The organism is Paenibacillus sp. FSL L8-0708, from assembly GCF_038009325.1.
Lineage (GTDB): Bacteria > Bacillota > Bacilli > Paenibacillales > Paenibacillaceae > Paenibacillus_AQ > Paenibacillus_AQ odorifer.
Map to the genome: position 1 here is coordinate 6,023,530 of NZ_JBBPBC010000001.1, position 13,338 is coordinate 6,036,867.

Sequence of the window (13,338 nt, forward strand, 5' to 3'; positions counted from 1 at the left end):
CCTCCTATAGTTAGCCTTTCACAGCCGAGCTAGAAATTCCTTGAATAATATATTTCTGACCTATGAAGAAGATAACAATCATTGGAATGATCGCAGCCGACGAAGCGGCCATCATCCCGTTGTAATCCACATTGTTCTCAAGAATAAAATTCTGCAATCCAAGCGGAATGGTATATAGCTTAGGGCTCTGCAAAAATACAAGCGCATTCTCATAATCATTCCATTGCCAGGAGAAATCAAGAATAGCAAACGTAGCGATTGCCGGCTTCGCCAATGGCAGAATTAAGCGGAAAAATATTTTGTAATGACCGGCTCCATCCAGAAAAGCAGATTCCGTAATTTCCTTAGGAATGCCCATAAAGAACTGCCGAAGCATAAATACACCGAAGATCGAGAACATGGCTGGAAGGATTAGGGCCAAATGCGTATTGTAAATCCCAACCCAGTTAAACATGATAAACTTAGGAACAAAAAGCACCTGCGGTGGAACCATCATCATGGATAGATATATGACAAATAGGCCATCCCGCCCTTTAAACGAAGTACGTGAAAATCCGTAAGCGGCAAGGGCAGATAGAAACACAGCTCCCGCAGTTCCAATAATCGATATCTTAAGTGAATTTAAATAATACGGAACAAAATCATAACTTCCTGTCCACACCCGAATATGATTGCTCCAGTTGAGAGATGAAGGCAGCCATTCGTTAAACACCTCGGCAGGTGTCTGAAAAGATGTACTGAGCATCCATAGAAAAGGCACAATCATAAATAGTCCTAGAACAAACATGATGATCGTTACTGGCAGCTTCACCTTCATGTTTCCTGCTTTTTCATTCATACCGCCTGCTCCTTTAATTTATGGTTTCGGGGTCGCGCAAAGCACCACTTTGTAGGGTTATTTAGTAATGAACCCAGCGCTTTTGGCCGATCCACTGAATGACTGTAATGACGAGAATGACGGCGAACAAGAACCATGAAATGACTGAAGCGTATCCCATATCGTAATAACTGAATGCTGTTTTATAAACGAATAGTGATAAGACCGTCGTACTTCCGCTAGGTCCTCCAGCCGTAATGGCTTGAATAATCGAGAACGATTTCATCGTCATAATTAATCCGGTAATCATTAATAAAAAAGTTGTTGGACTAACAAGAGGCCATACAATTTTCCATGTTGTTTTGAATGTGCTTGCACCATCGATCCGGGCAGCTTCCAGCTGTTCTGTCGAAATTTCCTGTAGTGCTGCTAAATATATGATCATATTGTAGCCAAGCATCAGCCAGATCTGTACGATATCAATGGCATACATTGCGGTTTCCGTATCCGCAAACCACCCTGGCGGCGATGTTATGCCAATCCAGCGAAGCAGTTCATTGATGGGTCCCTGTGAAGGCTGAAATAGCAGCATCCAGACAAATGCAACGGCTACTCCACTAGAGATATACGGCAGGAAAAACATTCCACGCAATAATCCTTTAAGATACACACTGCGGTTTAGAAATAGCGCCACAATAAAAGCGAGCACCATCGATACTGGAACCGATATCAGGAATATCACCGTATATTTGATCGAGGCATAGAAATTATCGTCATGGAACAACCGTTTGAGATTATCCAGCCCGGTAAATTGCCAATTCGGATTTGAAAATTGATAATTCGTAAACATCAGGACAAAGGAAAAGATTGCAGGAATCACAAAGAATAAGAGAATACCAATCATATTCGGGAGAATAAAAGTCATGCCGATCCAGCCTTGTCTGTCCATCCAGCTTCTCCGCTTCACGGTATCGCCGCCTTTCGTATGCTGAAAAATGGGTACACGAAAGAGAAGAACGAAGAATTCTTCCTCCTTCTCTTTTGTGCCAGCTATTTCTTTATTTCATTAACTCTTGCGAACGGGTTTGCATATTTTTCATCGTGGTATCAATATCTTGCTTATTTAAGAAGTATTTTTCATACTCTTCTTTACGTGCATCAATGGCTTGTTGAGGTACATTTAGCTGGAAGGATGGGAATTTGCCGAATACAATATTATTCATTGAATCTGTATCATATTTGTCTTCTACACCATTCAAGAGAAGGCTCATCGCTTCCTTACTGTCCACACTCTTAGAGGCTGGAATACGCCCCCCGCTTGCCATTGGCAGCATACCGCCATCCGCATACCATTTTGCGAACTCCCAAGCCGCATCCAGGTTCTTGGACTTTGCATTAAGAGCAAGCATGTCGCCAACACCGCCCGAATATTTATAATCCTTTTGATCTTTATTCACTTTTGGAATAGCGGCGAACGCGGTTTTGAAATCATGCGGATAGTCCTTCAAGTTGTTCGCATTGCGGAAAATAAACTCACCTGCTGCCAGCATTGCCGCTTTGCCTTGCAGGAACATGGTGTCAACCGGCATTTTACTGGTCAGCTGCTCCCCATATTCCGGTGTGGATTTGTCCACGAACATCATGTTATGCAATATTTCCAGTTGCTGTTTCCAGAGATCATTTCCAAAGTTTGAAGTACCATCCGCCTGTTTCACACCCATTCCAGCAAGCGTACCGTCCATCGTTGTTGCGAAGGAGGAATCTGCCTGCAATAATCCGTACACACCAGGTTTCGTTAGCTTCTTCGCATACTCCTCAAGATCTGACCAAGTCCAGTCCACCGCAGGAATCGGTAATCCTGCTGCATCCAGCATATCTTTGTTCAACCATACAAACGCCATGTTTTTCTTTGTAGGAATCCCATAGTATTTATCATTGATTTTCCACATCGCTGCGTCCTCACCGATCTGGCTGTCGATATCATAATCTGTTTTCGTGCTTAGATCCAAGGCAACGCCTGCATCCATACGTTTCTGTAAATGAGCAAGATCGTAGTTCATGAAAAGGTCTATGTTTTGATTGGTCATCAAAGCAGTGTCCAGCTTTAAGTTGCCTGCATCGTCATTTACATTACGGATATACTCGACTTGAATATCTGGATGATCTTTATTCCAGTTATCAACTACAGCTTGAGGCCCGGCTTCTGCAGGAACTGCCCCCCACATCGTAAGCTTTATTTTCTCCTTTGCTGGTTCTCCATTTGCACTGCCCTGCGATTCATTACTTCCACCACTCCCACAACCAGCCAGCATCGTACCTGCTAATAAGACAGAAAGCACTGCAGGATACCACTTTTTCTTCATAGATAGCTTCCCCCTTGGAAGGATTATGTGTTGTGCTCTACATCTATAACTTTATCATCAGAGCGGATTCTGGGGGATGAACTACATTTGGGAACTTATAGAACGTTTTTTGGTTCTTTACGGAATTCATTTGGCGTGACACCACACCACTTTTTGAAGATTTTTATAAAATAATTATCGTTCTCAAAGCCTACTTGCTGCCCAATCTCGCTAATTGTTAGCTTCGTCTCTGCAAGCAGCATTTTCCCAGCCTGAATCCGACGCTCTTGAATATAATTGGTCAACGTTTTCCCTGTCTTTTTCTTGAATAAGTCACTTATATAGCTGGCATCCATCCGGATCAACTCTGACATGGATTTGAGCGAGATGTCCTCAGCATAATGTTCTTCAATATAAGCTATAATTTTGTTCATCTCCACATGATCTGTCGGTCCCGTTTGTTGCTTCTCAGGAAACCATTTATCGGCCTTCTTCATCTTCACCATTCGCTCCAGCTCGGCCTGAACCTTACCCATAGTCTGCTTCAAACCTTGGAGATCTAAAGATAACTTCAGAATGTAGTCCGAAGCCCCAAAAACGAGCGCCTGCCGGGCGTATTCAAATTCACTCAATGCGGTCAACATTACAAACCGGCAGTCGAAGCCTTCCTCTCGCGCAATTTGAAGAAGCTTCACCCCATCCATCACCGGCATATTGATATCCGTCACTACCACATCAGGCTGCAGCTCACGAATCATTTGCAAGCCTACTTCTCCATTCTCCGCCTCACCTATAATTTCAAACGGAATTTCAGCCTTTAAGAATAGCTTCCGTATACTTTTAACCGCAGGTTGTTCATCATCCACAATTAACGTTCTCCACATGTGAGCTTACCTCCATCGTAAGGTTTTGAAATAAGGAATGGAAAATGGATGATCACTTCAGTTCCTGTGTCTGATGACACAATGTCCATACCTGTCCGTTGATTCTTGAACAACAGCTCCAAGCTCTCCCTAATATTCTGAACACCGATTCCTTTACGTTTCCGTGTAGCCTTATTCAGCTGTGCTCTTTCTATCCCCATGCCGTTATCTCTAACCTGCAGATACAGCTGTTGCTCAGTCACTTTAGCGGAGATATCAATTCTCCCTTGTTTTACAGACTGACCGAAGCCGTGAATCAAGCTATTTTCAATTAAGGGCTGCAGACAAAATTTAGGGATTAATGCGTATTGCAGTTCCTCGTTGATATCATATTGAATTTCAATCCCATGTCCAAAACGTTGCCGCTGTATCTCCATGTAAGATTCTATTAGTACGATTTCATCCTTTAACAGGATCAAATCGACTTCAGTATTTAAGGTTGTCTCCAATATTTTTCCTAGTGAAACACAAATTCCATAAATTTCATCATCATCTTTATCTAAGGCAATGCTCTTTATCGTATTCAATGTATTTAGTAGAAAATGCGGGTTCATCTGCGAAAGTAATACCTGAAATCGAACGAATTGCTTCTGTTTTTCTTCAAGCTGAAGTCGCTGCAACAGCTCATTTAAATCATGGATCATGATATTGAAACTCTGAGTCAGGGCAAGAATCTCTCCCCGCCCTTGCTCGGGTAATTTCATTTTGAGATTCGTCTTAGCGGTCATTTCCATCTTCTTCTGTAGCTTCTTAAGCGGTACTGTAATCGTCGATGATATGAAAAAAGTTAATAGAACAAATAGCAGCAGAATGATTCCAAATCCACCAAAAAACCGTCGTTTCTGCTTGTCTACCTCAAGAAATAGCTGTGCTAGCTGCACCTTTTTAACTACATAGCCATTTAACTCCTCGATGTAGCTGTATGTGTATAAACTCTCCTCCTTCGGGTCGACAATGGATGCAGCACGCCCCGCCTGCCGCTGGTTGGCACTCTTCACAATACTCTGCGCAATATCAGGGGAAAAAGTCTCATCCTTAAGCGGATTAAGCATCACACCCCCCAAGGCATCGAGTAGAAATAAAGCCCCTTCCTGTTTACTCCCTAACGTTGATCTGGTAAACCACTCCTCATAATCGATACTTAATCTTGCATAGGCATAAATATTCAAACCATTATCACGCATAACCTCATAAAGACTAAGCATTTTCTTACTTGTTGTACTTTCCCGGACCACATTATTCTTGTCATTCGGATTCCATATATATCGATTCGTTCCTTCTCGCTTCAATGCTTGAACCCAATCCTCTGATTGGATTTCGTCGTAGCTCAAGGTTTCCTTTGGCATAAAGGAAGTGTATGCGTTTCCATGAAGGTCGATTAATGTATAATACACCGTCGCTCCACTCATAAAGAATGTATTTTCAATCGCTCCAAACTTGTTTTCAACGAGTTTTTTTCTCGTGATTTCATCAGATTGCTCGGGATTCTTCATTATCGATAAAATCGTCGTATCTTGTTCGAGTAATGACCCTGTTTTCATCACGAGACTCATGAGATCAACAAAACCATTCTTAATACCAATAAGCTGCTCTATGTTCTTCGTTTCCGCATTATCCTGCAGCATTTGTTCTGTCTCTTTAAAGTTATATAGAACGAGTATGGCAATGGGTGTTAGTACCAACAGCAAGAAAGCTAACAAAATCCGATTCTTAAAGGTACTTGGCGTAAGTTTCAAATATAATCGCTTCACGAGGACTCCCCTCACTTTGTATGTGCTTACAATCCTTCCCCCTATTGTAATCTGCTCCTGCTTAAAAAAATAGAGCCGGGATATTCTCCCGGCTCTACCTATTTTCTACTCATCGATCTTCAGTACTGCCATAAACGCTTCTTGTGGTACTTCTACACTACCCACTTGCTTCATGCGTTTCTTACCTTCTTTTTGCTTCTCCAGCAGCTTCCGTTTACGGGAAATATCGCCGCCGTAACATTTAGCAAGTACGTTTTTGCGCATCGCCTTAACGGTTTCACGCGCAACCACCTTCGTACCCACTGAGGCTTGAATCGGCACTTCGAACATTTGACGCGGGATAATCCCCCGCAGCTTCTCACAAATGATACGTCCGCGGTTGTAGGCACGATCGCGGTGAACGATAAAGGACAAGGCATCGACCTGCTCATTGTTAAGCAAGATATCCATCTTGACCAGATTAGAACGGCGGTATCCGCAAATTTCATAGTCGTAAGAAGCATATCCTTTTGTACCGGATTTCAACTGATCAAAGAAATCATAAACGATCTCTGACAGCGGAATCTCGTACGTAATTGTTACACGATTAGTATCTAGATATTCCATATTTACGAACTCGCCGCGTTTGTTCTGGCACAGTTCCATTACAGTACCCACGAAGTCGTTAGGCACAATGATCGCTGCTTTAACATACGGCTCTTCAATATAGTCAATCGTACCGATCTCCGGATAATGTGACGGGTTGTCGATTTGGATCATTTCGCCATTGGTCAGCATAATTCGGTAAATAACACTCGGCGCTGTTGTGATTAGCGGCAAATTGAACTCGCGCTCAATCCGCTCTTGAATAATCTCCATATGCAAGAGTCCAAGGAAACCGCAACGGAAACCAAATCCAAGTGCGCTTGAGCTTTCCGGCTCAAAGCTTAGCGAAGCATCATTTAGCTGGAGCTTCTCCAGTGCCTCACGAAGATCGTTATAATCGGAGGTCTCAATCGGATACAACCCGCAATATACCATCGGGTTGATCTTACGGTAACCCGGAAGCGGCTCAGCAGTAGGATTCTTTGCATCAGTGACAGTATCACCGACACGGGTATCTCCAACATGCTTGATCCCAGCTACGATAAAGCCAACATCACCGATGTTCAATTCATCGACAATGGTCATACGTGGCATAAATGCGCCAACTTCAATGACCTCGAAGGTCTTCTCAGTTGCCATCATCTTAATCTTCGAACCTGCACGGATCTTCCCGTCCATTACGCGCACATAGACGATAACGCCTTTATAAGGATCGTAGTGAGAGTCAAAGATCAATGCTTTAAGCGGCTCTTCTGAATTACCGGATGGCGCAGGAACCTGCTTCACCACCTGCTCCAGAATTTCCTTGATTCCGATACCGGCTTTGGCAGATGCCATAACCGCTTCACTGGTATCCAGCCCGATAACATCCTCAATCTCCTGCTTTACCCGGTCAGGGTCAGCGTTTGGCAAATCAATTTTGTTGAGCACAGGTAGGATTTCCAGGTTATTATCCAGTGCTAAATACACATTGGCCAGCGTCTGTGCTTCAATTCCTTGAGCCGCATCCACAACCAGCAGTGCGCCTTCACATGCTGCAAGACTGCGGGAAACTTCATAGGTGAAATCGACGTGCCCCGGTGTATCAATCAAGTTGAGATAATACTCTACACCATCGTCTGCACGATAGGTTAAACGCACGGCTTGCAGCTTTATTGTGATACCACGTTCGCGCTCCAGATCCATCTGATCGAGTACCTGTTCCTGCATTTCACGCGTGGTTAGTGCCCCCGTGTATTCCAAAATGCGGTCAGCTAGTGTCGATTTACCATGGTCTATATGTGCAATAATCGAGAAATTGCGAATTTGTTGTTGTCTTTTCTGAACGTCAGTCATTCCTTACCCCCACAGACAGCCTGATATTAATCCACTTATTATAACAGTACAAGCTTACTCCATCAATCCCGCGCTGGCCCAAAACAAAAGAAACAGCTATACACGATCCCGTGAAATAACCGTTTCTTCTAAATTTGCTGTTAATTTTCTGCCGAAGCGAACAATGAAACTACCCAGCGGATTCCCTTCTGGGAAGCCTGCTGCAAGAGACCTGCCGTCTTATCTGCCAGAACATCGACTGTAGGCTTTTGCTCCTCAGGAATTAGAATTTGCTCCGGAGATTTCGTACTATAATCATCCACAACTTGTTGAGGAGGATCTGCGGCTGGCGTTGTATTGCTATTTTGAGGCAAAGGAGAGACGGCCGTATAAGCACCTGTGACAGGATCGATCACCATTGGCACATATACATAAGTCTGCCCACCCTGTGTCACACCATTCTTTTGCAGTTGTGGCTGTGGCTGCATGCCTGTTACTTGACTGGTGGGTGTAGTCGGACTGGCATTCCAGCCGGGCAGAATCTTAGAGACTGTTGACCCCCCGCTTCCGCCGAACTGCATCCCTAAGAGGATGCCAATCCCTGCCCAAATCCCGACCATAACCAGTTTTTTTCCGAAACGCGACATGTACACCACTCCTTTTTAATCCTCGGTAATTTATTTTAAGAAGCTCCGTTTGATTTCTTTGGTGTTGTAGTGGGATTCGCCACTTTTTCAGGTGCGTTCACCTTCTCAGCGTCATGACTGCTCCAGTAAACATCAGCGATAGCATCCGCCAAAATATCAGCCGTACGCTTTAATTCCTCAGCCGAATTATCAATTCCGCCCACTTCAATCAAAACACTATTGGGAGACAGGGTCTGATTGTACTCTCCGTTGTTGCCTTTACCCGCAGCTTTTCCCCATATCCCACGAGATATTCCCGGGTAATTCTTTTCAAGCTGTTGATGAATCTTATTGGCAAACTCTTCGTTCTTCTTCCAGTCTTTATTTGCATGTCCAATAATAAAATAGACCTGTGCGTAGCTTTTCCCGTCAATAACAGCTGTTGTTTTACTATGACGCTGCGAATCGCGGTGAATGTCGATAAAACTATCCATTTCCTCATTTGCGCTGAGTGCTGATTTAACCAAGATCCGGGAATATTTATAGGAAAAGTTCCAGTTATAGTCGGTGATTTTGGTTGGAAAATCTTCTTTGGCATGAACCGTACCAATCCCGAGCTGTTCCAGTCTTTTCGTAATATATGATCCTACCAGCATTACATTTTTAGTTGAAACTCCGGAGCTGGGATTTTCATTTGCTGCCCCTAACAGAGGATTGTAGGCCTCTCTAGGATGTGAATGATAGATTAGAATCCGTTTGATCGAGGTATCCTTAGTGCTGTCTGTGCCGCTTTGCGGATCACTCTTATCCGTCCCTTCCTCCGCTGATGGTTCAGGGGATGGTGCAACCGTCGCTTCAGGCTGCTGTGTTGTAGTATCTCCATGCTTGTCCCCTTCGTCCGGAACAGAAGTTTCTGCATCTTCACCACCCTCAGCCAGTTCATCAGTCCCAGGATGATAATCCACTGGTGCTCCTGTAGATCCACCTGAACCTTTCCGCAAAAGAAATGGATCATCCGCCGCCATCCCCGGCACTTCACGAGAGACTAGACTCTTAGGGTCACCTGGATTCACACTGGTTAGCAACTGAAATACGAAAGAAGTTACCTTTTCACCTGAAAAAGCGGAAGGCTCTTTACCCTGCGGTAAATGCGGCACCTCCATCCCCAGCAGCTCCATGAAAAAACCACTAGACAGTGAGGCAGCAAGCCCCTTCATGGAAGGAATGGGTGAAGAGCTAAGCTTCTGTCCGGCCAATCCACCGGCTCCAAGCAGCATAAAAAATACTAGCGAACCTCCGGCTAACAGCAGCATCGTTCTCCCCAGCGATAAAACATCCAGCATTTTTCCCCTTAAACGGCCGATGTTCCAAAGCTGAAACCATTTTTTATTCATTGTAGTTATGTCCTCCTCCAGCCCTCTGTAATCTCTTATACTCCAAATCTATGAGCGCAAGAGCAATACTAGAACCGAAAATGAGAGAATAGACATAAAGCCCGTACAGGATACCTTAATTCAGCATCCCGCCGGGCTAAACAAACCATAATTCAGTTAGTGGGTATACGCGCCAACATTCTCAGGATCAACCGCATCATGTAAAGCCGCATTCAGACCACTGGCCACAATATTCGCGATCCCTTCAATAAATTCATCAATTTCCTTGGGAGTGACGATCAAATCGTGCCCCAGAGGTTCAAGCACTTCCTTCACTAATGACAAGCGTTCCTGCTCAGAGATATCGTCCAGCATCCCCATGATTTCCTTCGTATGGTTTGCTCCTTGCCCGAAGTGATTTTTCATCATCTCCAGCACATTATTTACAATAGTTGAGGCATAGCAGACAGTGGGCACTCCGATTGCGATACAAGGCACACCCAGAATTTCTTGGGTTAATCCACGTCGCTTGTTGCCAATCCCCGAACCGGGATGGATCCCAATGTCGGCAATTTGAATCGTCGTATTGATACGCTCCAGTGACCGGGATGCCAACGCATCTATGGCGATAATAAGCTCAGGTTTCGTCCGATCCACGATTCCCTGCACGACTTCACTCGACTCAATCCCAGTCAGCCCAAGCACTCCAGGAGCAATAGCGCTCACCTTACGATAACCAGGGGAGATCTGATCCGGAACCAGCTCATAGAACTGCCGCGTAATGAGTGAGTTCTCCACCACCAACGGACCCAGTGAATCCGGTGTAACATTCCAGTTACCAAGACCAACAATCAACACAGATGCATCCTTGCCAATCCCAATTCTGATCAAAAAGTCCTCAAATTCGCGGGCAAAAACTTCAGCTACCTTTTGCTGCAAGCCAGTATCTCCGCCACGTAGAGCGGGTACCTCAAGGGTTACATAGTTGCCAATTGCGCGTCCTATTGCCTGTGATCCGGCAGCATTAGCTACACCAAGACGGGTCACTTTAATCCCATCAGACTCTTCCACTTCTTCGTTCACACCAGGGATCGGCGTTCTTTGTGGGCCTTGAGCCATTTCCTTTGCCTCTAATGCCAAATCGGTGCGCACAGAATATAGCTGCAGATCCGGTTCCATTGTGTACCAGCCTCCTAAAAGTTTTGTAAGCATACACTTCCATGAGTTCATCCTCATTTGGCAAGCTTCTGCCTATGCTCTTTTGTCGATAGTGTGCGAGAGAAAGCCAATGTTTATGCAGGATACGGAGGTTTAATTTGAAAGCTTTAAGTATTGCTTTTTGCTACCGGTCATGCTAAACTATTTTAAGTTGTGAATCATTTGATAATGATTTCGAATGTCTTACAGGAGGTGAATGCAATGCCAAATATTAAATCCGCGGTTAAACGCGTAAACACGAACGAAAAACGCCGTGCACTGAATGCTTCCCAAAAATCCGCGCTTCGTACAGCTGTGAAAACTGCTGATGTAGCTCTGACTGGTACGGAAGTAGAAACTGCTCAAGCTGCTTTCCTAGCTGCTTCCAAAAAGCTGGACAAGGCCGTAAGTAAAGGTCTGGTTCATAAAAATGCGGCTGCCCGCAAAAAATCCCGCTTGGCGAAGAAATTGAACGCTCTTACGGCTCAAGCCTAAGACGACATTCATAATGAGCAATTGAAGAACCTGACCGCTATGCTTCATACGGTTAGGTTTTTTTGTGTCTATTAATTAATAATAAGTAGTGTTAGTTACTTTTAAGAGATGTTTATTAAATGAAAGAAGACCGCCTCTCTGAGGCGGTCTTCTTTCATTTATTTATTCTCTTTTTTCATTTCATAATAGTTACCATCCCATAAAAAAATCATCGTTTGATCGTCTTTAACAATAAAACTGCTGCCGGGATTCGTCCAATTATTTATAGATACCGTCTTAACCGATTCCGTCTCGATGCCAAGGTCACTTAATTTATTTCTGTATTCGTTAAAAAAGTCATCCTTTGTAATGCTCTCTTCTTTATATTCAGGGTTCATAATTTCATCTTTATCAAAAGATGCCTTTTCTTGCGAATAAGTTACCCGCATGCCAATAAGCTTTTCATCCTCCGCTGCCGAGACAGGTGTAGAACCTACTAGACCTTGTACACTCCATTCCCCAAAATAAGAAGGTGCATCTGCAGAGGTATTCGAATTCGCAGGCGACTCAGAAGCTGAACCTGACGGTGAATTAGTATCCGTTTTGCCACAGGAACTAATTAATAGAACGAGTAACAGCAGTGCCGAATATTGAAATATTCTTTTCATAGTCAGATCATCTCCAATACTTTTTCCCCTTCTTAGCTCAGACACCTAAACGCAGCATGAACAGCTCCAGCCCTAGCACTTTGTCTATAGCCCCTGTTTTCATTTTATAATCCAGATCCGCCAATGCACTTAAGATTTGCCGCAATCGTTCACTGGAGAACTTATGGGCCTGCTCCCCAGCAAGCTTAACCGCATATGGATGCAATCCGATCTGTGACGCAATCTGTCCCTGCGAATAACTATGTGCTGATAAATCCTTAACCTGCAAAATAATGCGGAACTGCCGCGCAACCAACGCTGCGATCTTGATCGGTTCCTCACGCTGCTTCAGCAGCTCATATAAGGTATCAAGCGCCTTATCAAGACGCAGATTAGCGATATCCTCAACAAGCGTAAACACATTTTGTTCTGTTCCACGGTGTACCAGACTCTCTACGGCCCCCGCATCCACAGTGCCGCCCTTACCAGCGAATAAACAAAGCTTGTCCATCTCTGCAGATAAACCTTGCAAGCCTGTGCCTGCATTCGTTATAAGAATTTCTGCCGTGCCAGGTGCCATTACACAACCCCGCTCACGAATTCCTTTTTCCACCCAGCGCAGCAGCTCTTCTGCTCCCAGCGGATTAAAGGCTAATACTGTGCCCACTGATTTGACAGTCTTCACAATTTTTTTACGCTCATCCAGCTTATCATTATTCACCATAAAGACGATTACACTGAAGTCTACAGGATGCTGCAAATAGTCACTTAAAAGATCTATACGATGCTCCAGTTTGGCATTTTCTTTGCCCGCTGTAAATAACGAGGCATCCCGCACCAGCAATAATTTACGTTCTACCATAAATGGCACAGTCTCCGCTTCTTCTACCACAGCCTGCACCGGCGTCTCAGAGAGATCAAAGGGAATAACTGCGAAATCACGATCCTCTTTAGCAATCAGCTGTTCTTCCAGCAGTGCCGTGAATTCATTCATTCGAAATTTCTCACTGCCATATAAAACATATAACGGTGAGATCTTCCCTTGTTTGATTTCTTTTATCGCCGTTTTGGCATCCATCCCGCCACTTCCTTTTCCATTCATCTAGCCCATTTTGTCCAGAGTTCTATTGTAGCAAAAAAAACTACAAAAATGCATGCAAAAACGGAGAAACTCTGGCAGCCATGGCCAAAGCCTCTCCGTTTAAGCGGCGCATCTATATAAACGACGGAGTGCGAAGCTCTAGAAACTCCACATCCGGCGGTCATACCGATGTTCTGCAAAACCTATA

At 44.3% G+C, this 13,338-nt stretch carries 12 protein-coding genes; 1 reads left to right on the top strand and 11 read right to left on the bottom strand.

Annotated features, from left to right (window positions below):
- Nucleotides 1–10: 10 nt before the first annotated feature.
- From NYE58_RS28435 to gpr, 9 genes are all read right to left on the bottom strand, one after another.
- Nucleotides 11–838 (bottom strand): carbohydrate ABC transporter permease, encoded by an 828-nt coding sequence (locus NYE58_RS28435; RefSeq protein WP_076129699.1) that lies wholly within the window; start codon nucleotides 836–838, stop codon nucleotides 11–13.
- Between the two features lie 61 nt (nucleotides 839–899).
- Nucleotides 900–1,784, bottom strand: coding sequence for a carbohydrate ABC transporter permease (locus NYE58_RS28440; protein ID WP_249267723.1), 885 nt, complete (start codon nucleotides 1,782–1,784; stop codon nucleotides 900–902).
- Nucleotides 1,785–1,875: 91 nt separating this feature from the next.
- Nucleotides 1,876–3,180, bottom strand: a complete 1,305-nt coding sequence (locus NYE58_RS28445) for an ABC transporter substrate-binding protein (RefSeq protein WP_076141557.1) — start codon at nucleotides 3,178–3,180, stop codon at nucleotides 1,876–1,878.
- A 95-nt stretch (nucleotides 3,181–3,275) separates the two neighbouring features.
- Nucleotides 3,276–4,043 carry a response regulator transcription factor gene (locus NYE58_RS28450; protein ID WP_076219575.1) on the bottom strand — a complete coding sequence of 256 codons (768 nt, stop codon included), beginning with the start codon at nucleotides 4,041–4,043 and terminating at the stop codon, nucleotides 3,276–3,278.
- On the bottom strand, nucleotides 4,028–5,833 hold the full coding sequence (locus NYE58_RS28455; RefSeq protein ID WP_341003612.1) for a sensor histidine kinase: 1,806 nt from the start codon (nucleotides 5,831–5,833) through the stop codon (nucleotides 4,028–4,030). The genes NYE58_RS28450 and NYE58_RS28455 overlap by 16 nt, the downstream gene beginning before the upstream one ends.
- A gap of 105 nt (nucleotides 5,834–5,938) precedes the next feature.
- On the bottom strand, nucleotides 5,939–7,753 hold the full coding sequence (gene lepA, locus NYE58_RS28460; protein WP_036677511.1) for a translation elongation factor 4: 1,815 nt from the start codon (nucleotides 7,751–7,753) through the stop codon (nucleotides 5,939–5,941).
- A gap of 140 nt (nucleotides 7,754–7,893) precedes the next feature.
- Nucleotides 7,894–8,379 carry a hypothetical protein gene (locus NYE58_RS28465; protein WP_076185487.1) on the bottom strand — a complete coding sequence of 162 codons (486 nt, stop codon included), beginning with the start codon at nucleotides 8,377–8,379 and terminating at the stop codon, nucleotides 7,894–7,896.
- Nucleotides 8,380–8,414: 35 nt separating this feature from the next.
- Nucleotides 8,415–9,752: a stage II sporulation protein P gene (locus NYE58_RS28470; protein ID WP_076129693.1), complete on the bottom strand. Its 1,338-nt coding sequence runs from the start codon at nucleotides 9,750–9,752 to the stop codon at nucleotides 8,415–8,417.
- Nucleotides 9,753–9,908: 156 nt separating this feature from the next.
- Nucleotides 9,909–10,910 (bottom strand): GPR endopeptidase, encoded by a 1,002-nt coding sequence (gene gpr, locus NYE58_RS28475; protein WP_036677518.1) that lies wholly within the window; start codon nucleotides 10,908–10,910, stop codon nucleotides 9,909–9,911.
- Between the two features lie 240 nt (nucleotides 10,911–11,150).
- Here gpr and rpsT point away from each other — a divergent pair, with 240 nt between their 5' ends.
- A complete protein-coding gene (gene rpsT, locus NYE58_RS28480; RefSeq protein ID WP_036677521.1) occupies nucleotides 11,151–11,423 on the top strand; it encodes a 30S ribosomal protein S20 in 273 nt (90 codons plus the stop codon).
- A 158-nt stretch (nucleotides 11,424–11,581) separates the two neighbouring features.
- Here rpsT and NYE58_RS28485 read toward each other — a convergent pair whose 3' ends face one another.
- Nucleotides 11,582–12,070 carry a hypothetical protein gene (locus NYE58_RS28485; protein ID WP_076219578.1) on the bottom strand — a complete coding sequence of 163 codons (489 nt, stop codon included), beginning with the start codon at nucleotides 12,068–12,070 and terminating at the stop codon, nucleotides 11,582–11,584.
- A gap of 37 nt (nucleotides 12,071–12,107) precedes the next feature.
- The gene (gene holA, locus NYE58_RS28490) at nucleotides 12,108–13,127 is read right to left on the bottom strand and encodes a DNA polymerase III subunit delta (protein WP_036677525.1); all 1,020 of its coding nucleotides are present in this window, start codon (nucleotides 13,125–13,127) and stop codon (nucleotides 12,108–12,110) included.
- Between the last annotated feature and the right edge of the window lie 211 nt (nucleotides 13,128–13,338).

Coding starts and splice junctions, on each gene's coding strand:
- NYE58_RS28435 (WP_076129699.1), bottom strand. CDS start 838: ATGAATGAAAAAGCAGGAAACATGAAGGTGAAGCTGCCAGTAACGATC.
- NYE58_RS28445 (WP_076141557.1), bottom strand. CDS start 3,180: ATGAAGAAAAAGTGGTATCCTGCAGTGCTTTCTGTCTTATTAGCAGGT.
- NYE58_RS28450 (WP_076219575.1), bottom strand. CDS start 4,043: ATGTGGAGAACGTTAATTGTGGATGATGAACAACCTGCGGTTAAAAGT.
- lepA (WP_036677511.1), bottom strand. CDS start 7,753: ATGACTGACGTTCAGAAAAGACAACAACAAATTCGCAATTTCTCGATT.
- NYE58_RS28465 (WP_076185487.1), bottom strand. CDS start 8,379: ATGTCGCGTTTCGGAAAAAAACTGGTTATGGTCGGGATTTGGGCAGGG.
- NYE58_RS28470 (WP_076129693.1), bottom strand. CDS start 9,752: ATGAATAAAAAATGGTTTCAGCTTTGGAACATCGGCCGTTTAAGGGGA.
- gpr (WP_036677518.1), bottom strand. CDS start 10,910: ATGGAACCGGATCTGCAGCTATATTCTGTGCGCACCGATTTGGCATTA.
- rpsT (WP_036677521.1), top strand. CDS start 11,151: ATGCCAAATATTAAATCCGCGGTTAAACGCGTAAACACGAACGAAAAA.
- NYE58_RS28485 (WP_076219578.1), bottom strand. CDS start 12,070: ATGAAAAGAATATTTCAATATTCGGCACTGCTGTTACTCGTTCTATTA.
- holA (WP_036677525.1), bottom strand. CDS start 13,127: ATGGATGCCAAAACGGCGATAAAAGAAATCAAACAAGGGAAGATCTCA.